This window comes from Catenulispora subtropica (assembly GCF_039531675.1).
Classification (GTDB): domain Bacteria; phylum Actinomycetota; class Actinomycetes; order Streptomycetales; family Catenulisporaceae; genus Catenulispora; species Catenulispora subtropica.
The window spans coordinates 61,712-86,033 of the sequence record NZ_BAAAQM010000045.1; the positions used below are offsets into that span (position 1 = coordinate 61,712).

The following is a 24,322-nucleotide window of genomic DNA, read 5'->3' on the forward strand; positions in this document are numbered from 1 at the left end:
ACCGCTATCGTCAGATGGCCAACGGTCCCTACTCATGCTGAATGGCGTCGCCGGGTCGGCGGCGTCGTACGACGAGTAGGAGCTGCACCCGTGAAGTCGAACGCCGAGCAGAGCCGCCGCACGCCGCGCGGGGTCGTGGCGGCGGTCGCCGCGGGCGGCGCGCTGGGCGGGCCGACGCGGTACGGCCTGGGCCTGGCGTTCCCGACTGCACCGCACACCTTCCCCGCCACCACATTCGTGATCAACGTGACCGGGTCGTTCGTGTTGGCCCTGTTGCTGGTGTTCATCCTGGACATCTGGCCGCCGACCACGTACGTCCGGCCGTTCTTCTGCGTCGGGTTCCTCGGCGCCTACACCACGTTCTCCACCTGGATGGTCGACACCGACCGGCTGATCGCGGCCGGGGCGTGGGGGCCGGCGGTGGCGAACATCCTCATCAGCCTGGCCGCCGGGGTGGCGGCCACGAGCCTGGGCTTGAGCCTGGGGCGCGGCGTCGCCGCGCACCGGACGCGGCGCCGGTCGGCGGACGTGCCGACGGCCGCCGAGCCCGAGGCGATCGGAGGACGACGATGAAACTCTCCGGACCCGCCCGCCGGCTCTCCATCTTCATCGGCGAGTCCGACCAGTACCGGCACCACCCGCTCTACCACGAGATCGTGGCGCGGGCCCGGGACGCCGGCCTGGCCGGAGCCAGCGTCTTCCGCGGCATCGAGGGCTACGGCGCCACGTCGCGCATCCACACCACGCGCATCCTGTCGCTGTCCGAGGACCTGCCGCTGGTGGTCGTCATCGTGGACACCGCGGCGAAGATCGAGGCGTTCCTGCCGCAGCTCGACGAGCTGATCGGCGAGGGACTGGTGATCATCGACGACGTCGAGGTCATCAAGTACGCCGGCCGCGCGGCGAAGGAGCCGGACGCCGGCGACGAGGACGGCACCGGCGAGCGCCGGCACCTCTGGGGGCGCTCGTGATCACCCTGCTCGCCGTCTCGGCGGCCTCGGCGGTCGGCGCCCCGGCCCGCTACCTGCTGGACAAGGCGATCGCCGGCCGCCGTGCCTCCGCGCTGCCGTCGGGCACCATGGCCATCAACATCAGCGGCGCCTTCGTGCTCGGCGTGCTGACCGGTCTCGCCGCCCACCACGGCCTGCCCCGGAGCGTGTTCCTCATGCTCGGCAGCGGGTTCTGCGGCGCCTACACGACCTTCTCCACGTTCTCCTACGAGACCATGCGGCTCGTGGAGGAAGGCTCGTTCGCCGAGGCCACGGCGAACGTCGCGGTCAGCCTGGCCGCGGGGATGGCCGCGGCGGGGGCGGGCTTGGGCCTGGTGCTGTTGTTTTAGCGCGCGGCCAGTTCGGCGAACGACGGAAGCAGAGGATTGGCGTCGCCGGTCCGCCACGCCACGATCAGCGGGCTCGGTGCCATACAGCGAGCGTCAGCCTCGCCATCAGGAACCGGCACCGGGGCCGATGGCCGTCGACTACGCGAAGAACTCGGCCAGCACCGGGCCCAGCACCTTGGCGTCGACCTCGTGGGTCTGGTCGGGCAGCGTCCGGCGCTCGCCGCGCGGGCAGGCTTCGGCGATCAGCGCCGCGGGCTCGCGCAGGAGGTCCGGGCTGGCACCGCCGTCCATGGCCAGGACCGGGACGGTGATCGACGCACAAAGGTCAGCCGGGACCGCGCCGCCGTTCTTGTAGTCCAGCACCGCGTTGTCGTAGGTGAGGGTCTTCGCGACCGCCTCGAACATCGGCCAGGCCGGGGACCGCCGCATGCCCTCGATCTGCTCGGGGGGCATGCCGACGAGGGCCATGAAGAGCGCGGGCATGTCGCCGAGGCGGCCCTCGTCCAGGGCCTGGTGCAGGTCGGCGGTGTACTTCAGGCCGGCCTCACGGTGCCAGTCCTGCGTGATGTAGGGGACCTCGTAGCAGGCGAGCTTGGTGACGCCGACGTCCGCGGCGGCGGCCAGCAGCGCGAGCGCGCCGCCGGAGGAGAAGCCGACCAGCGCGGCCGAACCGCCCGCCTCCTGGATCAGCGCCGCGATGTCCTCGATCTCGCGCTCGGGCGTGGTCGCGGCGTCGTCGCCGCTCTCACCCCGGCCGCGCCGGTCGTAGGTGTAGACCGTGTAGACCGCGTACTGGTCGGCCAGTTGTTCGGCGACGCCGCCGCTGGGGCCGAAGGCCCGGTGGCACATGGCGCCGTCGATGACGATGACCGCGGGGCCGCCGCCGATCTTGGTGTAGGCGATCGGGGTGCCGTCGGCAGAGGTCACGAAGCTGGTCATGGCGGGAGTCCCTTCCTGGATGAGCTGTCACCAGGTAAGACGAAGCACGGCGCGGGAACTCATCGCTGACGACGCCGGAATTCTGCGAGAGCGCACTCGTGGGTGGCTTACGCACTTCGAAGTGCGTTCTGCCGCTTGCCGAAGCGCCGGCCTAGCGTTTTCGTCATGCTCTCCGTCATCAACGCTCCCGGCGACGCCGGCCGCGTCGCCTTCGCCCCCGCTCCGTCTCCGACCGCCGCGCCGAACCAGGCGCTGATCGACGTCCGCGCGTTCTCGGTCAACCGCGGCGAACTCGCCTTGCTCGAAGCACGTCCCGCCGGATGGCGTCCCGGACAGGACATCGCCGGCACCGTCGCCGTCGCGGCGGCCGACGGCACCGGCCCGGCGGCCGGTTCGCGGGTCGTCGGCCGGGTCGAGGGCGGTGGCTGGGCGGAGCGGGTGGCCGTGGACGTCGGCGACCTGGCGGTGCTGCCGGACGCGGTCTCGTTCACGGACGCCGCCACGTTGCCGGTCGCCGGGACGACGGCCATCAGAACCTTGCGACTCGGGGGAGACTTGCTCGGGCGCCGCGTGCTCATCACCGCCGCCAGCGGAGCCGTCGGACGCTTTCAGGTCGAGTTGGCTGCGATCGACGGTGCGGTCGTCACGGCGGTCGCGCGCAAGGAGTACACCGAAGAGGTGCGGGCCTCGGGCGCTGCGGATGTCGTGCCCGACACGGCCGCCGCGGACGGCTTGTATTCGCTGATCAGCGAGTCTGTGGGTGGTGCGTCGTTCAATGCCGCTATCTCGAAGGTCGAACCCGGCGGCACTGTCGTGCTGATCGGAACCACGGGCGGTCAGCCCGGCAACCTCTCCATCTACGACTTCATCGGCCACGAAGGCGCCCGTGTGCACGCGTTCTTGTCCTATGCCAGCGGCCCCGCGGGCCCGGACCTGGCGCGGCTGGTCGCCCTCATCGCGGAGGGCCGTCTCCATCCCGCCGTCGGCTACCTCGACGACTGGACATCCCTGCCTGACGCGTTGACCGCCTTCGCGGGGCGCGCCTTCTCGGGCAAGGCCGTTCTGACCATCCCCTGAGTCCGGGTCACGGCAGGCTGAGCCCGAGGATGGCGCCGCCGTCGCCCCGCACCGTGGTCGTCTCCGTGATGTAAGCCTCCGCGACGCTCAGGAAGTGCGGTCGCAACTCGGCGAGCAGCGGCGAAAGGTGCTCACCGTCGCGCACCCCGCCGATCCGGTCGGAGTCCTCGGTCCATTCGATGCGCAGCACATACGTCGCCGGATCGCCGACGCCGCGCGACAGCTCGTAGGTGAAGCACTGCGCGTTGCTCTGCAGCATCTCGGCCACACCGCCACGCACCGCGGCCTCGAAGCCCTCGGCACCGCTCGGGGGGACGATGAAGCGGACCGTTTCGATGTACATGTCCTCCAGTGTCCGGCGGCGTGCGGCACTGATCAAGGCGGATGAAACCGGCAAGGTGAGTGAGGGCCTCGACCGGCAGGACGCGGCCGCCCGTGCCGTGCACGGGGCCCGCCCTCACCGCCTCCAAAGATCGGCCGTCGCCAACCGATCCGGCGCCGCATACAGCTCAGCCCAATCCAGCACATCATCCGCGAGCTGCTCCCACCCCGGACTCCGCAGCGCGTGATGGCACGCCTCCGGATACTCCAGGTACCCGCTGACCGCCTCCGACTCCTGATAACGCAGCGCCGTGGCCTCGACCAGCTCCGGCGGTACGCTGAAGTCGATCCCCGCCCCCACCAGCAGCAGCGGCGCCCGCCTCGTCGAGCTGTAGTCCACCCCCGGCTGCTCGGCTCGGCGTCCCACGCGGGCGGCGAGGCCGAACGACCGCGCCCTCCGCTCCACCGCGGGCGGTGAGCTGATCGCCACGCCCGCCGCGCCGTGGCCGCGATCCAGCAGCAGCTGGACGATCTCGCCGCCGAAGCAGTGGCCGATGAGGATCGGCGGCTTGGGGACCGTCAGCAGCAGCCGCTCGTAGTACGTCAGGATCGTCGCCGTCGTCACCGCATCGCGTGGTGCGAGGCAGTCGTCCGTGCCGGCCTCCGTCGGCACGCCGGTGGCGACGACGCAGTAGCCGCGGCCCGTGTAGCGCGCCATCCAGTGCTCCCACGTCAGCGCCCTGGCGCAGGTGCCGTGGATCAGCACCACCGTGTCGGTGCGGTCGGTGCGGTCGGTGCGGTCGGTGCGGTCGGCGCGGTCGGTATGGTCGGCGCGGTCGGCAGGTTCGACGCGGTCAGCGTCGTCGGGCGTGCTCATCACGCCGCCTCGGCACGGTGGCCGGTGACGCGGTGGGCGCTGATGGCACGGGTGCCCTTGGCACGAGGCCGGCGGAGCATGGCGATGCGTTCCTGGTCCGTGGTGCCGCCCCAGATGCCGTACTCCTCGCCGATCGAGAGGGCGAAGCGGGCGCACTCCTCGCGGACGGGGCACTCGGCGCAGATCGCGCGGGCCAGCTGCTCGCGGCGGCGGCGTGCCTCTCCGCGTTCTCCGGCGGGGGAGAAGAAGCGTGCGCTGTCGACGCCTCGGCAGGCCGCCGATTCCTGCCATTCCCACAACGCGGCGATTGGCCGCGGCCCTGAACCGTTCACCGTCGTGACCTCCTCACTGGCGCCGAGGGGTTCGGCGCGTAATTCACGCTACGAGGAGACGGCCCGGCGGGGCTTCCGTCATATGACTCGCTGACACTCTCGGCGATGACTGCACAGCCCGGAGGTGGAGGGCCTTCGGGCTGTGCCGCCGCGCGTCGGTGTCCGGCTCCTACAACGGCTTCACGTTGTGGTTTCCGGAGAACAGGTTCGCCGGATCGTACTTACGCTTCACCGCCGCGAGGCGCTGGTACGTCTTCTCCGGGAACACCGCCGCGACGTCGGATTCGGTCGCGTCGCTCAGGAAATTGGCATACGCACCGACGACGTGGGGTGCCAGCCGGTCCCAGATCGCGTCCAGTGCGGGGCGCGTCGCCTCCAGGACCGGTGCCGGTCCCGCGGAGGTGGTGACGATCATCAGCTCCGCGCTGCGGTAGGCGTAGGCGGTGGCGTCGTCGGACACCTGTGCCACGGCGCCGCCGACGCTGCGTACCGCGATGATCGGCGACTGCGGGGCCGCACCGACCTCGGCCAGGATGCGCAGGGTGGCGGCGACCGACTCGCGCTCCACGAACGCGCTGCGGGCGGTGAGGCGGATGCCGGGCGGCGGGGTCAGACCGTCGACGAGGAGATCCTCGTACGGCTTCAGCTCGACCTCGTCGGCGATCACGGTGCCGAGACGGCGGATCGGGTCCAGGACGGCGGCGGCGTGGTCGGCGTCGGCGTCGTCGACAGCCACGAACACTTCGACCGGTGCGTCGGGGCCGCCAGCGAAGGGGTTGGCGAAGGCCACGATCGACGTCAGGTCCTCGGACGCGGTCCGCATGTAGTCGGCCCAGCCCTGGAGCACGTCCTGCGCCTCCGCCGCCGGGAACGCGATCCGGCCGTGGAACACCTCGGTGGTGGGGTGCACGACGAAGTCGAAGGCGGTCACGATGCCGAGGTTGCCGCCGCCTCCGCGCAGCGCCCAGAACAGCTCCGTGTTCTCCTTCTCGCTGGCGTGGAGGACCTCTCCGTCGGCGGTGACGACTTCCACGCCGGTCAGGGCGTCCAGGGCCAGCCCGTACTTGCGGACCTTCCACCCGATCCCGCCGCTGAGCGTCAGCCCGCCGACTCCGACGCCACGGGTGTCGCCGGAGGAGATGGCCAGGTGGTGCGGGGCCAGTGCGGCGGCGACCGCGCCCCAGGTGGCGCCGCCGCCGATGCGGGCCAGGCGGCGCTGCGGGTCCCCGATGAGCTCGACGGCGGCGAGCGGGCTCAGGTCGATGACGATCCCGCCCTCATTGGTCCCGAAGCCGGGGAAGCTGTGGCCGCCGCCCCGCACCGCCATGGGCAGCCCGGCCTCGGCGGCGAAGCGGACGGCGGCCTGGACGTCCGCGACCCCGGCGGGCCGCAGCACGACTGCGGGGTGACCGGCGGTCAGCACGGTTGCGGCGGCGGCCTCATAACCGTCCGCGCCCGGCTGGACGATCTCGCCCTGGAAGGTTCCGATAAGTGTTTCAAGCGCAGCACGCATGTGGATTCCCTGCGATCTGTGGTTTTCGCGGCCGACGGCCCTGAACGAACACCAGATGCCGGCCGGCCGGATCCTGTGACGTGCCGCAGATGTGACGTGCGCCACTCGGCCGTCCGGGGGCATCCGGGGCGCCCCGGTGGCTCCGCGAACCAGGGCCACCGCGGCCCTTAATCCAACCGCTCCGCGCCGCCGTCGGCGCGGATCCTCGCGGATCCCACCGGAACAGTTCGGACACCGAAGGATTCGGCTGTGTCCCGCGGTGAAACCTTGGGTGAACAAACGAAGCCTGATCCCCGCGCCCCATGACCGGGCGGCGATGCGTGTCCCTTGACGTCCACGGCTGCGTGCGAAATCCTGAAAGGCTGCCCGCAGGGCCCACAACCTGGGGGCGGCAGAGTTTACCGAATCATCACCCGCATGCCCCTTAACAGGTCAGAGTTCTGATCGCAGACTCGATGACAGCCCCCACGTCATCAAGGAGAGATCAAGACAATGACTGACTCTGCCCTGCTCAAAACCAGATTCGGCGCCGCTTTCGTCGCCGTCTCGGCGAGTGCCGCGATGGTGTGCGCCGGTGCGCTGGTCGTCGCCTCCGGCGGCCACGCGCACGCCGCGACCGCCAAGCACCGGGTGCTGTTCGACGACTCCAAGGCCGAGACGGCCGGGAACGCCGACTGGATCATCAGCACCGCGATGCCGGACCCCACCCGGCAGAACCCGGCGCCGGTCTCCGAGACGGACTGGACCGGGGCGATCTCGTCCTGGGGCGTGGCGCTGCAGAAGACCGGCGACTACCAGCTGGACACGCTGCCGCCCGGGTCGGGCATCACGTACGGCACGTCGGCGGCGACCGACCTGCAGAACTTCGACGAGTTCGTGCTGCCGGAGCCGAACATCGTGCTCAGCGCCGCGGAGAAGACCGCGCTGATGAAGTTCGTGCAGAACGGCGGCGGGCTGTTCCTGATCTCCGACCACACCGGCAGCGACCGGAACAACGACGGGTGGGACTCGCCGGCGATCATCAACGACCTGATGACGAACAACTCGGTGGACAGCACCGATCCGTTCGGCTTCAGCGTGGACCTGAAGAACATCGTCAGCGACACCCCGCGGGCGATCAGCGACCCCTCGAACCCGGTGCTCAACGGCTCGTTCGGCACCGTCACCGGAAGCGTCATCTACAACGGCACCACCGAGACGCTGCACCCGGCGGACAACCCGAACGTCAAGGGCCTGCTCTACGCCACCGGCTCGACCGCCGGGGGCACCACCGGCGCGTTCTTCACCACCAGCACCTTCGGCGCCGGCCGGGTCGCGATCTGGGGTGACTCCTCGACCATCGACGACGGCACCGGGGAGTCCGGCAAGTCGCTGTTCGACGGCTGGAACGACCCCAAGGGCACCGACGCGCAGCTGGCGCTGAACGCGACCGCCTGGCTGGCCGGCGGCGGCACCACCCCGCCGTCCTCCTCCAGCTCCAGCGGAACGCCGACGCCGCCGCCGTCCAGCACCTCCACCACGCCGTCGTCGTGCACGTCCGCGCAGCTGCTCGGCAACGCCGGGTTCGAGTCCGGCACCGCGGCGCCGTGGACCGCGTCCTCCGGCGTCGTCAGCGACGCCACCGACGAGCCCGCCCGCACCGGCTCCTGGGACGCGTGGCTCGACGGCACCGGCGCCGCCCACACGGACACGCTCGCGCAGACCGTGAGCCTGCCGGCCGGCTGCTCCGGCTACAGCTTCGGCTTCTGGCTGCACACGGACACCGCCGAGACCTCCACCACCAAGGCCTACGACACCCTGAAGGTCCAGGTGCTCAACGGCTCGGGCACCGTCCTGGCCACGCTGGCGACGTTCTCCAACCTGAACGCGTCCTCGGGCTACGTCCAGCACACCTACGACCTGTCCGCCTACGCCGGCCAGTCGGTGACGCTGAAGTTCACCGGCACCGAGGACTACGTCGACCAGACGTCGTTCGTTGTGGACGACACCTCGGTGTCGGTGTCCTGATCTGGGCCGATCCAGTCTGATCCAGTCTGATCCGCTCTGATCCGCTCTAGCCCACCGGGTGCCCGGAGCCCGTCCGCGCCGAGCCGGTACCGCACCGGCTCGGCGCTTCCTTCATTTCATCCGGCGTTCACCAAGCGCCGTCGGCGGGGAGCGTGGACGGCGCCGGCGCGCGCAGCCCGTCCAGGAACAGCTGCAGGTAGCGGTGCGGGCCGCGGTGGTAGCCGGCCAGGTCCGGCAGCGGCCGGGTGAGCTGGCCGACCGCCAGGATGATGTCGCCGAGGTCGACGTCGGCGCGCAGCGTCCCGGCCCGCCGGGCCCGCGCCATCATCGCCTCGACCAGGGCGTTGAGCCGGCCGGTGAGGGTCGCCACCTCCGGCTCGCCGGGGTCGTAGGCGCCGTCCAGCACCACGCACACCGCGCCGATCCGCTCCTCGGCGCAGGCGTGCACGAACCGGCTCAGCGCCCCGAACGGGTCGTCGACCTCGGCGACGGCCTGCTCGGCGTGGTCGCCGGTGCGCTTCAGGACGTGCTGGATGACGCCGAGCACCAGGGCGTCGCGGTCCGGGAAGTGGCGGTAGACGGTGGCGTTGCCGATGCCCGCGCGGCGCGCCACCTCGTCGATCGGGGCCTGCGACCCGACCTCGGTGAACAGGTCGCGGGCGGCGGCGACGATGCGTTCCCGGTTGCGGACGGCGTCGGCGCGCGGCGCGCGCGGGGCGCGGGTCGTGCGGGGCGTGCGGCGTGGGGCGGCCACGACGTCCACGGTTCCTCCTGCGACGGTCGGGGCGGGGGCGGGATCGGACCATCCTAGCCGCAAGAAAAGAGAAGATTTCCCCTGTTTGTCCGATGTCAGCGCTCACTGTCAACGCTCACCATCAACGCTCGCCGACAAGGCCGCCGCGCGCGAGGTGCGGAGGGGGTACGCACTCGCACGCGGCGGCTGATCATGGGGGAGCGGAGCGCGATCCGGGCTGGTGGCCCCGGGGACTCCATCCCGATTCGAGGGTAACGCAAATTCCGGGGATATGTTCCCCGGTAAGGGGTGCATCAGGGCGCGGACCTGACCGTCGGCGGCGGCCGGCCCGCCCGCGCCGGGCAGGCCCGCGTCGCGCGGTCGAGGGGCCGTGGCGGGCTGGGCCGCGGCATCCACCCGGACCAGCGTCGTGTCCGGCAAGACCTCGACACGGCGCGGGGCGCCCGCCTCCTTCGGCGGCCGCGGCCCCCGCGGCGTGGTCGGGGCGGCCCGGGGCTCGGCGCGCCGCCCCTGCCGCCCGGTGTCCGAAGTGACCGGAAAGTATACCCCGCGGGGTATACTGATCTCCATCGCCGCCGCCGAGGAGGGCAGAACCTGCAGGTCGGAGCCGAGACCGCGATCCAGCCGGCCGCGGTGTCCCGGCCCCGACCCGAAGTGCCGCCTGACGAGACCGGAACACCCAGCACCCGAAAGGCAGAACCATGACCTACGGCACCGCCGTCACCGTCGACCGCCCCTACGCCGCCGTCGTCGAAGAGGTCCGCGCGGCCCTGGCCGACCAGGGCTTCGGCGTCCTCACCGAGATCGACGTCCAGGCCACGCTGCGCGAGAAGCTCGGCGAGGAGACCGGCCCCTACCTCATCCTCGGTGCCTGCAACCCGCCGCTGGCCCACCGCGCGCTGACCGCCGACCCCTCGATCGGCCTGCTGCTGCCGTGCAACGTCGTCGTCCGCGCGGACGGGGACCGCACCCGCGTCGAGGCCCTCGATCCGGACGTGATGGTGCGGTTCACGGGCGAGCCCGAGCTCGAGCCGGTGGCCGCGGAGGCCAAGAAGCGGCTCTCGGCGGCGCTCGAGGCCGTGGCCGGGCACTGACAACCGCCCGATCACCGTCGCGCCGGGGCGCGGATTTCCGTAGGCTTTTGGCCGTGACCGAGCCAGGGCGGGTGATCGGCAGACGCTACCGGCTGGTGGACCGGCTCGGTTCCGGTGCTTTCGGACAGGTGTGGCAGGCCTATGACATGCACCTCGGGGTGGACGTCGCGGTCAAGCAGGTGCTGCTGCCGATGGACGGGAAGGGACCGCAGGCCGCCGAGCGGGTGGCGCGCGCCGCCCGGGAGGCCCGGAACACCGCCCGGCTGCGGGACTGCCCCAACATCGTCACCGTGCACGACGTGCACATCGAGACCGGCGCGCCGTGGATCGTGATGCAGCTGGTGAAGGGCGAGAGCCTGGCCGACCGGCTGTCGCGGGGCGGCCCGCTGGCCGAGAACGACGCCGTGGCCCTGGCCCGCGACCTGCTGCGGGCCCTGGCCGCGGCGCACGCCGCCGGGATCGTGCACCGGGACGTGAAGCCCGGCAACGTGCTGCTGGCCGCCGACGGCAGCGCGCTGCTCGCCGACTTCGGCATCGCCGTCCGCTTCGACGACCAGCGGGTCACCCGCACCGGGACCTTCATCGGCTCGCCCGGCTACGTCGCGCCGGAGCGCGTCATCTCGCAGGACGCCGGCGCGGTCGGCGACCTGTTCTCGCTCGGCGCGACGCTCTACGAGGCGGTGGAGGGGGTTCCGGCGTTCCGGGCCGACGTCATCGGCTCGGTGGTGGCCGGGCAGCCCGCGCCGCTGCGCCGGGGCGGCCGGCTCACCCCGCTCATCACCCGGCTGCTGGACAAGGACCCGGCGACGCGGCCGGACGTGGCCGCCGCGTTCGCGCTGGTCGGTGACTGGACCCCGCCGCCGACCGTGGAGGCGCCCGGGAAGTCGCGGCCGCCGGCGCAGGACGTGCAGCTCGGGGTGGAGTGGGTCGAGCACTACGCGTTCGTCAACGAGCGGCTGCGCAACGACGACAACTCGGCCGGCGCGGGCAGCCGCGGCGCGCGGACGTCCAACACGGCCGAGGCCGTCAAAGCCGTGCGGACCGCGATCGACGTCAACCAGAACGAGTACCTGGCGGCCGGCACGCGCGAGGTGCACGCCATCGTCACGGTGGCGGCCAGCGCGGCCACCGCGTCCCCGCCGCGCGCGTCCGCCCCCCGCCGCGCCGACCGCAGCTACGGCCCGGCCAAACCGGTGCTGGCCGGCACCGCCGACGGCCCGCCGTCCGTGGTCTTCATCGCGGACTGCTCCCGGTCCCTCGCCGAGCCCGGACGCCTGGAGGGCGTCAAGGCGGCGCTGTGCGCGGGCATCGACGAGCTCCCGGACGGCGCGCGGTTCGCGGTGATCGCCGGCCGCGCCGACAGCCAGGTGGTCTATCCCGTGGACGGCGGCCCGGTGCCCGCCGCCGCGGCCTCGCGGGCCGCCGCCAAGGCCGCCGTCGGCCGGCTCACGGCCTACGGCGGCCGGGAGATCGGGCTGTGGCTCAGCCGCGCGGCGCGCATGTTCGCGCTCGGATCCGCGCCGGTGCGGCACGCGATCCTCATCGTGAACGGCCGCGACGAGGGCCTGCACCCCTCCCGCCTGGCGCTGACCGCGCGGGCCTGCGCGGGCCTGTACACCGCCGACTGCCTCGGTCTGGGCGACGACTGGGAGGTGGGCGAGATGCGCCTGGTCTCCGAGCAGCTCTCCGGAACGGTCGCCCTGGTCGCCGAGCCCGCGTTGCTGCCGGAGGCGGTCCGCGAGGCGACGGTCGAGGCCTGCAAGAAGCGCGTCGCAGACGTCGAACTCAGCCTGTGGACGCCGTCCGGGGCGGTGATCCGGTACGTGAAGCAGGTGGCCCCGACCCTGCGCGACCTGACCGACAAGCGCATCCCCGCGGACGCCGTGCGCACCTTCGCCTTCCCGACCGGGGCGTGGGGCGAGGAGACGCGGGAGTTCCACATCTGCGTGGAGGTGGAACCGGGTCTGCTCGGGCAGGAGAAGCTGGCCGCGCGGGTGCAGCTGACCGCGCGCGGACCGGAGGCCGTGGAGGTGCTCGGCGAGGGCAAGATCCGCGCCGTGTGGGTCGACGACGAGACCCTGGTGATGCGCGTGGTGTCGAAGGTCGGCCCCTACGGCCCGTACACCGGCCAGGCGGACGCCGAGTTGTGGGTGGACCCGGAGATCGCCGACCTGGAGGCTGAACTGGCCGGCATGGCCGACGAGCTGTCCCAGGCCGAGGCCGAGCTGGCCGAGGTCCGCAACCTGCTCCAGGTCTTCGGCCGCGCGCACGCCCGCATGTTCGCGCCGCTGCTGGCCGAACTCGACGAGATCGAGGCGCGCATCGCCGAACGGCACGCCGAGCGCAGCGGCCGGGACGACGACCGCCGCGACGCCGAGGCGGCCCGCGAACGCGCGCAGCAGTCGGCCCGTCAGGCGGACGAGGAGAAGGTCCGCGCCAAGCGCGCCGAACCCCCGCGCCCCACCCCGACCGGCGAGGCCAAGCGCATGTACCGCAAGCTCGCCCGCAACTGCCACCCCGACCTCGCCGCCGACGAGTCCGACCGCCGGCGCCGCGAGGTGTTCATGGCCCGCGTCAACGACGCCTACTCCCGCGGCGACATCGGCCTGCTGGCCCAGCTGTCCCGCGAGTGGGACGTCGACGGCGGCGGCGACGGCGCGACGCCGCCCCAGCCGAAGGACCCGGGCGAGCGCCGCAAGCTGAAGGACCACCTGCAGCAGGCCCTCTCCTCGGTCCGCAACCGCCTGGACCGGATCCGCGACGAACTCACCGCCGCGCGCGAGTCGGAGCTCGGGCGGATCGTGTTCGCACCGGGACAGGAGGCCGGGATGCCGGCCGCGATGCGACGGCTGGACGCGATGGCGGACAAGCTGAAGAAGCTGGTGGACGAGCGCCGCCGGGCCTTGGACGACCTGGTCGCCGGGGGCGGATCCGGAGGCCGCGCATAAGGAAGCGGAGATCGTGGGTATGATCCGCAAGCAAAGAGGATCAATGGTCTGCGGTCGATGCTGTCGGCGTCGTCGGTGCGGGAGGGATGGCATGACAGAGGCGCAGTGGGCGGCGTCACCGGATTTCCCGGTGGCGCAGATCGACACCGGGGTCGCCACACCGGCTCGCATGTACGACTACTACCTCGGAGGCAAGGACAACTTCCCCGCCGATCGGGAGGCCGCCGAGAAGGTGCTGCGGAACATGCCGCAGGTCCGCGCTTTCGCCCGGGCGAACCGGGCGTTCCTCGGCCGGGCGGTGCGAGAGCTGGCCGGACAGGGGATATCGCAGTTCCTCGATATAGGCATCGGACTGCCGGGCCCGGGTGGAACCGTCGAGAGCGCGCTGGCGGCACGGCCGGACGCGCACGTCGTCGGAGTCGACAATGATCCGATCGTCCTGGCGCACGCGCGAGCGCGCCCCGCGGACGACAAGGCCGGGGCGGTGACGATCGTCAAGGGCGATCTCCGCGACCCGGAGGCGGTGCTCGCCGATCCGCAGGTGCGGGCGGTGCTGGACTTCGAGCGGCCGATCGCGGTGCTGCTGGTCGCGATCCTGCATTTCGTGGGGGACGAGGCGGAGCCGTACCGGATCGTCAGGACCTTGATGGACGCGGTGGCCCCGGGCAGCTTCCTGGCGATGACGCACGTGACCGGGGACTTCGATCCGGCGCGGCTGGAGGTGTCGGCGCAGGCGTATGAGCAGTCGACGGCCAGCTTGACGGTGCGCAGCGCGAAGGAGTTCGGGGCTTTCTTCGACGGGCTGGAGCTGCTCGAACCGGGAGTGGTGCTGCTGCCGCGGTGGCGGCCGGAGGGGGAGATCCCGGAGGACGCGGACTCGATCTGGATGTACGGGGCGGTGGGTCGTAAGGGGTAGTGCCGTGGCACCGAGAGCCGGCGGCGGCCACGAACGACCGCCGCCGGCCCCGTCACGACCCGGGCCTCACGTCCCCGTCCTCACGTCTCCATCCTCATGACCAAGGCGATGGGCCCGGCGGCGCCACCACGACCGGCCGGTCGTCACACGTCAGCGTGTTCGGCAGCTCCCACCCCGCCATCCACGGCCCCGTGGTCCCCCCACCGGTGTTCCCGCCGAGGTCGGTCACGGTGAACTCGGAGCCGGCCGGCGTGAAGTGGAACGAGCCGCAGTTGTCGATGCCGACCGCGCCGACGTTGCGGGCCTGGACGTTCTGGAACGTCGCGCCGCCTGCCGCCCGGGCGGAGACCACGTCGGTGCCGGTGCCGTCCACCTTGATGTCGGAGAAGTGCACGTTGGTGATCGAGTACTGATCCTTCACCGGCCAGTCGGACACCATCATGATCGCGTTGTAGGTGTTGTCGAGGAAGTCGTCGCCGGTGACCTCCAGGTCGGCGTCGACGCTGTGTTCCAGGGCGTAGATCCAGATCGCGCCGAGGCCGATCTTCCAGTTCAGCTCGAACGTGCCGGAGCGGACCGTGGTGTTGTCGCCGACGCGGATCCGGCCGCTGAACGGCACCGCTCCGAAGCGGGTGCCGATCTGGAGTGCCGAGCCCTCGCGGATCGGGTCGGCCACCAGGTTGTCCGTCACGGTCAGGTCGCTGCCGCCGTAGAGGGCGATCCCGTTGGCCAGCACCGGGGTCTGCACCGTGTTGTGGTCGAAGACGTCGCCGCTGTCGGCGGTCTTCTCCGACCACATCGCCAGGCCGTCGTCGCCGGTGTCGCGCAGGAAGTTGCCGCGCACCACCGAGTTCGTCACGCCGGTGTGGAAGTTGATCCCGTCGGCGATCTGGTCCGCGATCTGGTTGCCGGAGACGGTCAGGTTCGTCATCGGGCCGTCGAGCCACATGCCGGCCTTGGTGTGGTGGATGTAGAGCCCTTCGATGCTCGAGTCGCTCAGCGCGCCGCCGATCCCGTTGACCTGGTCGGTGTCGATGCGCTCGCGCACATCGCCCTCGATGGCGAAGCCGGACAGGTGCACGTTGTGCGAGCCGCCGGCCGAGGCGTCCCGGCCGTAGAGGCCGACGCCGGTGTGGACCGAGCCGTCCGGCGCCGGGGCCGGCAGCGTCACCTGGTGGCCCTTGAGGATCGTGTACCAGCTGCCGGCGCCCTCGATCGTCACGTCGTCGACGATGATGTGCCGGTTCACCTGGTACGTCCCCGGCGGGATGTAGACCGGGAGGTGTGCCTTGCGGGCGAAGGCGATGGCACGGTCGATCGCCTCGGCGGAGTCGCGGCGGCCCGACGGGTCGGCGCCGAACAGCAGGACGTCCGCCGCGCGGGCGTCGACCTTCGGCGGGGCGACGAGCTGGGAGTCCAGCAGGTCGATCGTGGTGGTCGGCGCGGTCGAGCCGGCCGGCGCGGTGAGCCGGACGACGTCCCCGGCGTGGTACGTGCGGCCGAGCAGGAGGCGCTGTTCGTCGTAGAAGTGGTTGGGCCGGAACGGCGTCGGGAACGCCGGCGCCGGCGTGGTGGCGTCCGGCACGCAGCCGCACTCGGTGGTCCACCAGTCCGGGTGCAGCGGCCCGGCCGCGGGGTCGTTGCTGAACGGGTACTCGTTGTAGAGCCACGCGTACTGCGACGTGAGCGTCATGCTCCGGTGGTCGCGCCCGTTCACCGCGACGTCCAGCGGTGCGGTGGTCCCGCCGCCGGTCGCCGCGTCCGGAATGCTGTAGCGGACGGTGATCGCGTCGGCCGCCGCCGGGAGCGTGAACTCCACGTACTGACCGGGTTCGAGCGCCACCGCCGACCGGCCTGACGCCTCGGCGGCGAGGGTGTAGGCGTCGCGGCCGGGGCCGACGATCGTCCCGTCCGTGACCGCGTTCTCGGCCTCCTGCTCGGAGAACCCGAGATCGGCGCCGCGTCCGGCGACCAGGGACGGATCCAGTGCGGCGCGGGTCACCCGGGTCGGTGCGGCCGGGCGCGAGGCGGGGCCCGCCGCCGCGGCGGCTGTCAGAGTACTGAAACCGACGGCGGCGGCGATCACCGCCGCCGTTCCTTTCAGGGGTGTGGGCATGAGGGGACGGTAGGGCCCCGGCCCGGCGGTGACAAGAGGGCTGCGCAACAATTTCGCAATACCATCGCCATACTTCTGATGATGCTCGATTTCTTGCATCGAACGACAGATTTCTTTCCTCTCTTGCGGTGGGCGATGCGAGATCCCGGCCTGGGGGCCGGGGACGCCCGGCACCCGGGATCCCTAATGGAGTAGCGGGATACCGGGACCGTGCATGCGGCGCTCTAGCATGCGGGGCATGATCGACCCCTTCGACCGCCTTGTCGCGATCCTCACCGACCGTCTGGAGATCCCCGAGGATCTGGTCGGCCCGGACGTGACCCTGCAGGACCTCGACCTGGACTCGCTCGCCCTGGAGGAGTTCGTGGTGCTGGCCGGCGACGAGTTCGGTGCCGACGGCGACGCCGTCGCCGACCTCTTCGGGCTGCCGCTGGGCCAGGCCGCCGAGCGGCTGGCGGCCCTGGCCGGCGTGTAGCGCCGGACGTGCCGATGACCGGGCACTCATCCCCGGTCGTGGTGACCGGGATCGGCGCCACGACCCCATTGGGCGGCGACGTCCCGACGTCCTGGGCCCGGCTGCTGGCCGGGGACTCCGGTGTCCGGGAGCTGACACACCCCTGGGCCTCGGAGCTCGACGTGCGGATCGCCGGACAGCTCGCGGCGGAGCCGGCCGAGGTGCTCGGGGCGAACCGCGGCCGGCGCGCCGACCGCGCGCAGCAGGCCGCGCTCGTCGCGGCCCGGGAGGCGTGGCGGTGGGCGGGAGAGCCCGCGGTCGAGCCGGAGCGGCTGGTGGCCGCCGTCGGGACCGGGATCGGCGGCGTGGCCACGGTCCTGGCCCAGGACGAGATCCGGAAGACCAGGGGACAGCGGATGATGTCCCCCTACGCCATGCCGATGCTGCTGCCCAACGGACCGGCCTCGGCGGTGGCGCTCGAAGTGCGGGCGCGGGCCGGGACGTTCGCCCCGGCCGGGGCCTGTGCGTCCGGGGCCGAGGCGATGGTGCTCGGGGCGTCGCTGATCGCGGCCGGGCACGCGGACGTCGCCGTGGTCGGCGGCACCGAGGCGCCGCTGGTCCCGGTGATCGTCGCGGCCTTCGACCGGCTGCGCGGCCTGTCCCGGCGCCCCGGCGATCCGCGCGACGCGGCCCGGCCCTTCGCCGCCGACCGCGACGGGTTCGTGGTGGCCGAGGGCGCCGCGATGCTGGTCCTGGAACGCGCCGACCACGCGCGGGCACGCGGGGCCGCGGTGCTGGGCGTCGTGGCGGGCCACGGGGTCACCAGCGACGCGTTCCACGTGACCACCCCGGACTCCGGCGGACAGGTGCGTGCCGCACGGGAAGCCTTGCGGAGGGCGGGACTCAGCGGCTCGGACGTCGCGCACATCAGCGCGCACGCGACGGGGACCCCGGTCGGGGACCGGGTGGAGGCGGACGCCATCGCCGAGGCCGTGGGCCTGCACGCGGCGGTCACGTCGGTGAAGGGCGCCACGGGGCACCTGCTCGGCGGCTCCGGACCGCTGGCGGCGGTGTTCGCGTTGCTGACGATGCGCGACGGCGTCATCCCGGCGACCGCGAACCTGGCGTGCCAGGATCCGGACATCAAACTCGACGTGGTGGCGGGGCGGCCGCGCGCAGCGGTGGTGGACGCCGCGCTGGTGCAGGCCTTCGGGTTCGGCGGGCACAACGTCGCGGTGGCGCTCACGCGGGCATGAGCCCCGGCCGGGACCGTCTTTCCGAGGCCCTTCCAGGCGACCGGTCAGAAGACCGAGGTCCGCCGGGCCAGGGACGCGTCGAGCATCGCCTGCAGAGTACCGCGGACATGCTCCGCCAGCTCCCGCACCCGCTGCGGGGTGGCCGGCCCGTCCACGGCGACGGGCTCGCCGAAGACGATGCTCCACTTGGTCGGCAGCGGCACCGCGCCGAGCGGGCCGAGCCAGGGGAACGTCGGCGTCACCGGGAAGTACGGCAGCCCCACCAGCTCGGCGACCGGCGCCAGATCGGCCAGGATCGGACACGCCTCCTCGGCGCCGACGATCGCCATCGGCACGATCGGGGCGCCGGCGCCGAGCGCGGCGCGGGCGAAGCCGCCGTTGCCGAAGTGGCGCAGCCGGTAACGGTGCTCGAAGGTCTTGCCGCTCCCCCGGAAGCCCTCCGGGTAGAGCCCGGCGATCTCGCCGGCCTCCAGCAGCCCGCGGAGGTTCGCCGAGGAGGCCTCGGCACCGAGCATGCGGCGCGTCCAGTCGCCCAGCAACGGGACCCGGAACATCAGGTCGGCGGCCAGATTGTGCAGGCAGCGGCCTTCGGGATGGTCGCGGTTGACGGCGATCACCGCCATCGTCGCGTCCCACGGGAACATGCCGGCCGAGTGGTTCCCGACGACCAGCGCCGGGCCCTCGGCGGGAAGGTTCTCGCGACCGGAGCACTCGACCCGGAAGTACGAGTCGTAGAGGAACCGGAGCAGATCCATGACCGCCGGGTCGACGACCTCGGTGACGGACTCGCCGCGCAGGGCCCGCGCCGCGCCGTCCGCGACGCGCGCGAGCCCGGAGCCGAGCCGCTCCATGACGGCCGACGCCGCCGGGGAAGGGGCCTCGGATCCGCGGTGCTGCCCTGGGATCCGACCGGGCCGGTCGTGGCCGTGCGCCGACGGCAGCAGGGCGGACAGCCGGAGATCGCGCAAGCACTGTTCCAGGTTCACGAGGTGGGCCTCGTGACGCGCCGGACGTCGTGGGCTGCGATCTCGCACCGGCGGGCGTGCTCCAGAAGGACGCCGCGGGCGCGGACCCCCTCGGCGTGGTCCCAGCGCGGGTCCGAGGCGAGGTCCCGCAGCGCGGCGGCGTGCCCTTCCAGCCCGCTGGCGGTCGCTTCGAGGCCCTCGAGGCGCCGTGGCACACCCGACGCGAAGAGGTCGACGCGCACCCGGCGCGGGTCGAGGTCGATCGGCGGCCGGGCGGGGTTCAGGCGCGGCGCGAGCAGACGCGGCGTGCCGTTCGCCAGGAGCGCGACGAGGAACTCGGTGGTGACGGACAGCGCCAGCCCGCGGGTGGCGCAGCGGCGCGGGGAGGCGCAGAGGCCGGAGAGCTGCCAGGGCTGGACCGGGTCGTCCTCGAGCGAGCCGTCAGCGTCCTGCGAACCGAGTGAGAAGCCCTTCTTGAGCACCGAACTGAGGATCAGCATCTCGGTGCCGGCCGCGATCTCCGTGCCGTTCCACTCGAAGGGCCGCGCCACCCGCTGGGCGACGGCGAACAGCTCCGGCCACAGCACCGTCGCCTTGTGCACCGCTGCTTCCACGTGCGCGCGGTCGGTGTGTCCGTCGGCGGCGAGCAGCGCCAGGGCGCGCGGGCCGACGGTCTCCGCGGTGACGATCATCGCGGTCAGCAGGTGCGCGAGGCCCTCCACGGCGACGGGGCTCTCCGGCGTCGCGCCGGTCATGCCCGCGAAGCAGTCCGGCTTGAGGTCCTCCAGGTGCACCAGGATCCTGCGGTCCAGGGCCTCGCGGCGGTCCTCCCGGCGCTCGTCGGCGGGGGCGGTGCCGGACTCCACCGCGAGGCGGTCCAGCAGCGTGTCGTCGGAGGACTGCACCACCAGGCGGCGCGCCAGCCGGCGGACGGTGGCCGACCAGGCCTGCGTCACTTCACCGGCCAGGCCGGCCGCGGCCTCCTCAGCCGCGAACGCGACCAGGTCCGTGAACTCGCGGGGCACGTGCGGCAGCGGCGCGCACTCCGGCAGCCGGTGCCGCCGGCCCGCGGCGTCCACCTCGTCGGCGTAGCCCAGCGCCTCGGCCGCGATCGCCGCGTCCAGCAGGCCCCGGCAGTCCGCGCCGGTGGCCGGCAGCAGGAACGTGCCGAACAGCGTGCTCACCCGGGCCGGGCGGCCGGAGCGGACCAGGCCCAGGGCGCCCACGAACCGTTCCGTCAGCGCCCGCTGGCCCAGCAGCCCCAGGCCCGGCACGCGCGTCGCGGCCTGCGCCCACGGCAGCCGGCCGGCCGCCAGCAGGGCGCTGAGACTCGTGTCCTCGATCCTCACCCTCGCCACCTCACCGATGTCGTCCCGATGCCGCTCCGCCGCAGTGCTCCAGCACACCGGCTCACCGGTCGGGCGCCACCGTGCCCGGGGTACGCCGTGATCAGGTCGTTCACCGGGCGGTGGTCGGCGGAGGCCGGGGCCATCAGTGAAGTCCTTCCTCCGTGCACCGATTGCTCGCGAAACAAGGATAATCAGCGCTTTAGTGATGATTCATCCGGTCTGGCGGCATCGGCGTGTCGCGCGCGCCACGAGAGGATTCCCTCATGCGACAGATGACTGAGGAACGATGGCGGGCCTTCCTGTCGGAGGGCACCCGGACCGGCAAGCTCGCCGTCACCCGAAAGGACGGCTCGCCCCACGTGACGCCGATCTGGTTCCTGCTCGACGGCCCGGACTTCGTGTTCAACACCGGTACTGAGTCGATGAAGGGCCGGATCCTGCGGCGCGACCCTCGGGTGTGCCTGTGCGTCGACCTCCCGGAACCGCCGTATTCGTTCGTGATGGTCGAGGGCGAGGCCGAGCTCTCGGAGGACCTCGACGAGATGCTGGAGTGGGCCACACGGCTCGGCACCCGCTACATGGGAGCCGAGCGCGGTGCCGAGTTCGGCCGGCGCAACGCGGTGCCGGGGGAGTTGCTTGTCCGGGTGCGCATGACCAAGGTGGTGGCGTTCGACAACATCTCAGGGTGATCGGAGCCAGCATGACCGCGACCACGAACGCCTCGCCCGTCGACCTGCTGACCGGGTTGGACGGGGTCCTGCCGGGGCTGCGCGAGGTCTATCAGGACCTGCACCGGCACCCCGAGCTGTCCTTCCAGGAGGTGCGGACGGCGGGCGTCGTCGCCGGGCGGCTGCGGGCCGCCGGGTGGGAGGTCACCGAGGGCGTCGGCGGCACCGGGGTGGTCGGCGTGCTGCGCGGCGACGTGCCCGCCGGGCCGGTGGTGCTGCTGCGGGCCGACATGGACGCCCTCCCCGTCCGGGAGGAGACCGGCCTGCCCTACGCCTCCACCGCGACCGGTGTCGACAAGGACGGCAGCGAGGTCCCGGTGATGCACGCCTGCGGCCACGACGTGCACGTCACCTGTCTGCTCGGGGCCGCCGAACTGCTCGCGGCGAACCGCGGGGCGTGGGGCGGCACGGTGCTGGCGGTGTTCCAGCCCGCCGAGGAGGTCGGCGGGGCGCCGCGGATGCTCGAGGACGGATTCGCCGACCGCTTCCCGCGTCCCGACGTGTGCCTGGGCCAGCACGTCGGCCCGGCGCCGGCCGGATTCGTCGGCACGCGCCCGGGGCCGGTGATGAGCGCCTGCGACACGCTGCGGATCACGGTGTTCGGCCGCGGCGGGCACGGCTCGATGCCGGAGGCGACGATCGACCCGGTGGTGATCGCCGCCGCGATCGTGCTGCGGCTGCAGACCGTGGTCTCGCGGGAGATCGCGGCCAGCCGCTCGGCGGTGGTGACGGTCGGCTCGCTCCACGCCGGCACCCGGGCCAACGTGATCCCCGACGACGCCGAGCTGGCCGTCACCGTGCGCACGACCACCCCGGCGGTGCGGGCGAAGGTGCTGGCGGCGATCGAGCGGATCGTGAACGCCGAGGCCGCGGCGTCCGGCGCGGAGCGGATGCCGTCGATCGTGCCGGAGGACCTGCTGCCGCTGCTGGTCAACGACCAGGCCGCGACCGGCGTGGTGCTGGACGCGTTCCGGGCCGGGCTCGGCGCCGACCGGGTGTTCGTGCTGCCGAGCACGCTGTCCGGGAGCGAGGACTTCGGGACGTTCGGCGAGGCGCTCGGCGTGCCGTCGGTGTTCTGGCATTTCGGCGGCCTGGAGCCGGCCTCGTTCACCGAGGCGGACATCCACTCGCTGCTGGAGGACGGGGTGCCGGCCACGCTGCCGGGCAACCACTCGCCGAGGTTCGCGCCGGTGATCGACCCGACGCTGGAGATCGGGGTGCGGCTGCTGGTCACGGCGGCGTGCGCCTGGCTGGCCGGCGAGGCGGCACAATGAGTCCAGGGCCGGGAAGGGAGCGCGAGATGGGTGTCGGTGGTTGGGCCGGGAAGCTGCGCAAGGGCGCCGACCGGCTGCTGAGCCGCTTCGAGGACCCGCTGGAGCAGTTCGAGCTGGCGCGGCGCCGGCAGCTGGACCTGATGGCCGATCTGGACCGCAGGCTCCTGCTCGCGCAGCCCGGCTCGAAGCAGGAGGCGAACCTGCTGCGGGCGAAGGAGGACCTCCAGGGCCGGATCAGCGAGTTCCAGGCCATCATCGCGCGGTTGAAGGCCTCGAAGTCGGCCGGCGGCGCGGATTCCGCCGCCGATCGGCTGGAGGAGGAGATGGCCCGGCTCCAGGAGGACGCGCGGCGCTGGGGCTGAGGATGGAAAGGCCGTCAACGCCCTGAAGTGTTACGGTGCGACGCATGCAGGCATCCGCCAATGGTTCTCCGACAGCGCAGATCGGCGTCACCGGACTGGCCGTCATGGGCCGCAACCTGGCCCGCAACTTCGCCCGGCACGGCTTCACAGTCGCGCTCCACAACCGCACCGCGGCCCGCACCCGAGCCCTCGTCGAGGAGTTCGGAGACGAGGGGTCGTTCGTCCCGACCGAGACCGCCGAGGAGTTCGTCGCCGCCCTGGAGCGGCCCCGGCGGCTGATGATCATGGTGAAGGCCGGCGCCGCCACCGACGCCGTGATCGACGAGTTCGCCCCGCTGCTGGAGCCCGGCGACATGATCATCGACGGCGGCAACGCGCACTTCCTGGACACCCGCCGGCGCGAGGCGGCCCTGCGCGAGCGCGGCATCCACTTCGTCGGCTCCGGCGTCTCCGGCGGCGAGGAGGGCGCGCTGCACGGGCCGTCCATCATGCCGGGCGGCTCGGCCGAGTCCTACGCCGTCCTGGGCCCGATGTTCGAGGCGATCAGCGCCCAGGTCGAAGGCGAGCCGTGCTGCACGCACATCGGCACCGACGGCGCCGGCCACTTCGTGAAGATGGTCCACAACGGCATCGAGTACGCCGACATGCAGCTCATCGCCGAGGCCTACGACCTGCTGCGGCACGTCGCCGGCTACACGCCCCCGCAGATCGCCGAGGTCTTCCGGGAGTGGAACAAGGGCCGCCTGGACTCGTACCTGATCGAGATCACGGCCGAGATCCTGGCCCACACCGACGAGAAGACCGGCAAGCCCTTCGTGGACATCGTCCGCGACGCCGCCGAGCAGAAGGGCACCGGCCGCTGGACCGTCCAGACCGCCCTCGACCTCGGCTCGCCGACCACCGCGATCGCCCAGGCCACCTTCGCCCGCGTGGCCTCCAGCCGCACCGCACTGCGCGAGGCCTACCGCCGCCTCTCCGGCGGCACCGACCACCCGCTGCGCCCGCACGAGGCCGAGCGCTACGTCGCCACCGTCGAGCACGCCCTCTACGCCTCCAAGGTCATCGCCTACGACCAGGGCTGGACCATGATCCGCGACGCGGCGGAGGAGTACGGCTGGACCATCGATCTGGCGGACGTCGCCGCCATCTGGCGCGGCGGCTGCATCATCCGCGCAGCCTTCCTAGACCGCATCCGCGCCGCCTACAGCGCCGACCCGCACCTGCCGAGCCTCCTGGCCGAACCGGAGTTCGCCGACGAGATCACCCGCGCCCAGGTGCCGTGGCGCGAGGTCATCGCAGCGGCGAACCGCCGAGGCATCCCGGTCCCGGCGTTCTCATCGGCGCTGGCGTACTACGACACACTGCGGGCGGGACGCCTGCCCGCCGCGCTGATCCAGGGGCAGCGCGACTTCTTCGGCGCGCACACGTACCACCGCACGGACCGCGAGGGCGTGTTCCACACACTGTGGGCGGAGACGGGACGGCCTGAGGTCGAGGCCTGATCCGGAGGCGCTGTCGGCCTCGGTGGGCGGGCGCCGACGGCGCCGCTGCTGAGGTCGTGTCGATCGACTCGTTGAGGCGGGCCGCCGGCGGCCCGCCTGGGCGTCGAAGAAGCCTGACCTGCGCCTGGACCCCGTTCTCACAAACGGGAGGTTCCGGATCCCCCGTCGCGTCGGCGTGAACCGCAGCACCACGACGAAC

General features: G+C 72.5%; 23 protein-coding genes. 14 read left to right on the forward strand and 9 right to left on the reverse strand.

Features of this window, described 5'->3' with window-relative positions:
• The first annotated feature begins 90 nt into the window (after window positions 1–90).
• The 3 genes from ABD466_RS31460 to crcB are packed head-to-tail and all read left to right on the forward strand — an operon-like array spanning window position 91 to window position 1,339.
• Window positions 91–573 carry a fluoride efflux transporter FluC gene (locus ABD466_RS31460; protein ID WP_344660844.1) on the forward strand — a complete coding sequence of 161 codons (483 nt, stop codon included), beginning with the start codon at window positions 91–93 and terminating at the stop codon, window positions 571–573.
• Window positions 570–971: a DUF190 domain-containing protein gene (locus ABD466_RS31465; protein WP_344660845.1), complete on the forward strand. Its 402-nt coding sequence runs from the start codon at window positions 570–572 to the stop codon at window positions 969–971. Before ABD466_RS31460 ends, ABD466_RS31465 begins: the two co-directional genes overlap by 4 nt.
• On the forward strand, window positions 971–1,339 hold the full coding sequence (gene crcB / locus ABD466_RS31470; RefSeq protein ID WP_344660867.1) for a fluoride efflux transporter CrcB: 369 nt from the start codon (window positions 971–973) through the stop codon (window positions 1,337–1,339). Before ABD466_RS31465 ends, crcB begins: the two co-directional genes overlap by 1 nt.
• Window positions 1,340–1,477: 138 nt before the next feature.
• Here the strand turns inward: crcB and ABD466_RS31475 are convergent, their stop codons facing one another.
• On the reverse strand, window positions 1,478–2,278 hold the full coding sequence (locus ABD466_RS31475) for an alpha/beta fold hydrolase (RefSeq protein WP_344660846.1): 801 nt from the start codon (window positions 2,276–2,278) through the stop codon (window positions 1,478–1,480).
• A gap of 165 nt (window positions 2,279–2,443) precedes the next feature.
• Between ABD466_RS31475 and ABD466_RS31480 the strand changes: the two genes are divergently transcribed.
• Window positions 2,444–3,355 (forward strand): zinc-binding dehydrogenase, encoded by a 912-nt coding sequence (locus ABD466_RS31480; protein ID WP_344660847.1) that lies wholly within the window; start codon window positions 2,444–2,446, stop codon window positions 3,353–3,355.
• A 7-nt stretch (window positions 3,356–3,362) separates the two neighbouring features.
• Here ABD466_RS31480 and ABD466_RS31485 read toward each other — a convergent pair whose 3' ends face one another.
• From ABD466_RS31485 to ABD466_RS31500, 4 genes are all read right to left on the reverse strand, one after another.
• On the reverse strand, window positions 3,363–3,698 hold the full coding sequence (locus ABD466_RS31485) for a putative quinol monooxygenase (protein WP_344660848.1): 336 nt from the start codon (window positions 3,696–3,698) through the stop codon (window positions 3,363–3,365).
• A gap of 114 nt (window positions 3,699–3,812) precedes the next feature.
• Entirely contained in the window at window positions 3,813–4,553 is a 741-nt protein-coding gene (locus ABD466_RS31490; RefSeq protein WP_344660849.1) for an alpha/beta hydrolase, read from the reverse strand.
• Complete coding sequence (locus ABD466_RS31495) at window positions 4,553–4,885, reverse strand: WhiB family transcriptional regulator (RefSeq protein ID WP_344660850.1); 333 nt, start codon at window positions 4,883–4,885, stop codon at window positions 4,553–4,555. Before ABD466_RS31495 ends, ABD466_RS31490 begins: the two co-directional genes overlap by 1 nt.
• Window positions 4,886–5,054: 169 nt before the next feature.
• The gene (locus ABD466_RS31500; RefSeq protein ID WP_344660851.1) at window positions 5,055–6,398 is read right to left on the reverse strand and encodes an FAD-binding oxidoreductase; all 1,344 of its coding nucleotides are present in this window, start codon (window positions 6,396–6,398) and stop codon (window positions 5,055–5,057) included.
• Between the two features lie 492 nt (window positions 6,399–6,890).
• Between ABD466_RS31500 and ABD466_RS31505 the strand changes: the two genes are divergently transcribed.
• A complete protein-coding gene (locus ABD466_RS31505) occupies window positions 6,891–8,405 on the forward strand; it encodes a hydrolase (RefSeq protein WP_344660852.1) in 1,515 nt (504 codons plus the stop codon).
• A gap of 127 nt (window positions 8,406–8,532) precedes the next feature.
• On the opposite strand, the gene ABD466_RS31510 is transcribed toward ABD466_RS31505, so the two are convergent.
• Window positions 8,533–9,168, reverse strand: a complete 636-nt coding sequence (locus ABD466_RS31510) for a TetR/AcrR family transcriptional regulator (RefSeq protein WP_344660853.1) — start codon at window positions 9,166–9,168, stop codon at window positions 8,533–8,535.
• Window positions 9,169–9,860: 692 nt separating this feature from the next.
• Between ABD466_RS31510 and ABD466_RS31515 the strand changes: the two genes are divergently transcribed.
• The 3 genes from ABD466_RS31515 to ABD466_RS31525 all read left to right on the forward strand — a co-directional run bounded on the left by ABD466_RS31515 (window position 9,861) and on the right by ABD466_RS31525 (window position 14,117).
• Window positions 9,861–10,253, forward strand: coding sequence for a DUF302 domain-containing protein (locus ABD466_RS31515; RefSeq protein ID WP_344660854.1), 393 nt, complete (start codon window positions 9,861–9,863; stop codon window positions 10,251–10,253).
• Between the two features lie 53 nt (window positions 10,254–10,306).
• Complete coding sequence (locus ABD466_RS31520; protein ID WP_344660855.1) at window positions 10,307–13,201, forward strand: protein kinase domain-containing protein; 2,895 nt, start codon at window positions 10,307–10,309, stop codon at window positions 13,199–13,201.
• 91 nt (window positions 13,202–13,292) lie between these two features.
• Window positions 13,293–14,117: an SAM-dependent methyltransferase gene (locus ABD466_RS31525; RefSeq protein ID WP_344660856.1), complete on the forward strand. Its 825-nt coding sequence runs from the start codon at window positions 13,293–13,295 to the stop codon at window positions 14,115–14,117.
• A gap of 94 nt (window positions 14,118–14,211) precedes the next feature.
• On the opposite strand, the gene ABD466_RS31530 is transcribed toward ABD466_RS31525, so the two are convergent.
• A complete protein-coding gene (locus tag ABD466_RS31530; RefSeq protein ID WP_344660857.1) occupies window positions 14,212–16,233 on the reverse strand; it encodes a glycosyl hydrolase family 28-related protein in 2,022 nt (673 codons plus the stop codon).
• 238 nt (window positions 16,234–16,471) lie between these two features.
• On the opposite strand from ABD466_RS31530, the gene ABD466_RS31535 reads away from it, so the two are divergent.
• A complete protein-coding gene (locus tag ABD466_RS31535; RefSeq protein ID WP_344660858.1) occupies window positions 16,472–16,708 on the forward strand; it encodes a phosphopantetheine-binding protein in 237 nt (78 codons plus the stop codon).
• 14 nt (window positions 16,709–16,722) lie between these two features.
• Entirely contained in the window at window positions 16,723–17,943 is a 1,221-nt protein-coding gene (locus tag ABD466_RS31540; protein WP_344660859.1) for a beta-ketoacyl-[acyl-carrier-protein] synthase family protein, read from the forward strand.
• 44 nt (window positions 17,944–17,987) lie between these two features.
• On the opposite strand, the gene ABD466_RS31545 is transcribed toward ABD466_RS31540, so the two are convergent.
• Window positions 17,988–18,911, reverse strand: a complete 924-nt coding sequence (locus ABD466_RS31545) for a lysophospholipid acyltransferase family protein (RefSeq protein WP_344660860.1) — start codon at window positions 18,909–18,911, stop codon at window positions 17,988–17,990.
• Window positions 18,912–18,925: 14 nt separating this feature from the next.
• Window positions 18,926–20,257: a cytochrome P450 family protein gene (locus ABD466_RS31550; RefSeq protein ID WP_344660861.1), complete on the reverse strand. Its 1,332-nt coding sequence runs from the start codon at window positions 20,255–20,257 to the stop codon at window positions 18,926–18,928.
• 263 nt (window positions 20,258–20,520) lie between these two features.
• Between ABD466_RS31550 and ABD466_RS31555 the strand changes: the two genes are divergently transcribed.
• The 4 genes from ABD466_RS31555 to gndA are packed head-to-tail and all read left to right on the forward strand — an operon-like array spanning window position 20,521 to window position 24,123.
• A complete protein-coding gene (locus tag ABD466_RS31555; RefSeq protein WP_344660862.1) occupies window positions 20,521–20,946 on the forward strand; it encodes a PPOX class F420-dependent oxidoreductase in 426 nt (141 codons plus the stop codon).
• An 11-nt stretch (window positions 20,947–20,957) separates the two neighbouring features.
• Window positions 20,958–22,259: an amidohydrolase gene (locus tag ABD466_RS31560; RefSeq protein ID WP_344660863.1), complete on the forward strand. Its 1,302-nt coding sequence runs from the start codon at window positions 20,958–20,960 to the stop codon at window positions 22,257–22,259.
• Window positions 22,260–22,285: 26 nt separating this feature from the next.
• A complete protein-coding gene (locus ABD466_RS31565) occupies window positions 22,286–22,621 on the forward strand; it encodes a hypothetical protein (protein WP_344660864.1) in 336 nt (111 codons plus the stop codon).
• A gap of 44 nt (window positions 22,622–22,665) precedes the next feature.
• Window positions 22,666–24,123 (forward strand): NADP-dependent phosphogluconate dehydrogenase, encoded by a 1,458-nt coding sequence (gene gndA / locus ABD466_RS31570; RefSeq protein ID WP_344660865.1) that lies wholly within the window; start codon window positions 22,666–22,668, stop codon window positions 24,121–24,123.
• The last annotated feature ends 199 nt before the right edge of the window (window positions 24,124–24,322 follow it).

Coding starts and splice junctions, on each gene's coding strand:
- ABD466_RS31485 (WP_344660848.1), bottom strand. CDS start 3,698: ATGTACATCGAAACGGTCCGCTTCATCGTCCCCCCGAGCGGTGCCGAG.
- ABD466_RS31490 (WP_344660849.1), bottom strand. CDS start 4,553: ATGAGCACGCCCGACGACGCTGACCGCGTCGAACCTGCCGACCGCGCC.
- ABD466_RS31565 (WP_344660864.1), top strand. CDS start 22,286: ATGGGTGTCGGTGGTTGGGCCGGGAAGCTGCGCAAGGGCGCCGACCGG.
- ABD466_RS31505 (WP_344660852.1), top strand. CDS start 6,891: ATGACTGACTCTGCCCTGCTCAAAACCAGATTCGGCGCCGCTTTCGTC.
- ABD466_RS31480 (WP_344660847.1), top strand. CDS start 2,444: ATGCTCTCCGTCATCAACGCTCCCGGCGACGCCGGCCGCGTCGCCTTC.
- ABD466_RS31535 (WP_344660858.1), top strand. CDS start 16,472: ATGATCGACCCCTTCGACCGCCTTGTCGCGATCCTCACCGACCGTCTG.
- ABD466_RS31540 (WP_344660859.1), top strand. CDS start 16,723: ATGACCGGGCACTCATCCCCGGTCGTGGTGACCGGGATCGGCGCCACG.
- ABD466_RS31515 (WP_344660854.1), top strand. CDS start 9,861: ATGACCTACGGCACCGCCGTCACCGTCGACCGCCCCTACGCCGCCGTC.
- ABD466_RS31500 (WP_344660851.1), bottom strand. CDS start 6,398: ATGCGTGCTGCGCTTGAAACACTTATCGGAACCTTCCAGGGCGAGATC.
- ABD466_RS31475 (WP_344660846.1), bottom strand. CDS start 2,278: ATGACCAGCTTCGTGACCTCTGCCGACGGCACCCCGATCGCCTACACC.
- ABD466_RS31525 (WP_344660856.1), top strand. CDS start 13,293: ATGACAGAGGCGCAGTGGGCGGCGTCACCGGATTTCCCGGTGGCGCAG.
- ABD466_RS31560 (WP_344660863.1), top strand. CDS start 20,958: ATGACCGCGACCACGAACGCCTCGCCCGTCGACCTGCTGACCGGGTTG.
- gndA (WP_344660865.1), top strand. CDS start 22,666: ATGCAGGCATCCGCCAATGGTTCTCCGACAGCGCAGATCGGCGTCACC.
- ABD466_RS31530 (WP_344660857.1), bottom strand. CDS start 16,233: ATGCCCACACCCCTGAAAGGAACGGCGGCGGTGATCGCCGCCGCCGTC.
- ABD466_RS31465 (WP_344660845.1), top strand. CDS start 570: ATGAAACTCTCCGGACCCGCCCGCCGGCTCTCCATCTTCATCGGCGAG.
- ABD466_RS31555 (WP_344660862.1), top strand. CDS start 20,521: ATGCGACAGATGACTGAGGAACGATGGCGGGCCTTCCTGTCGGAGGGC.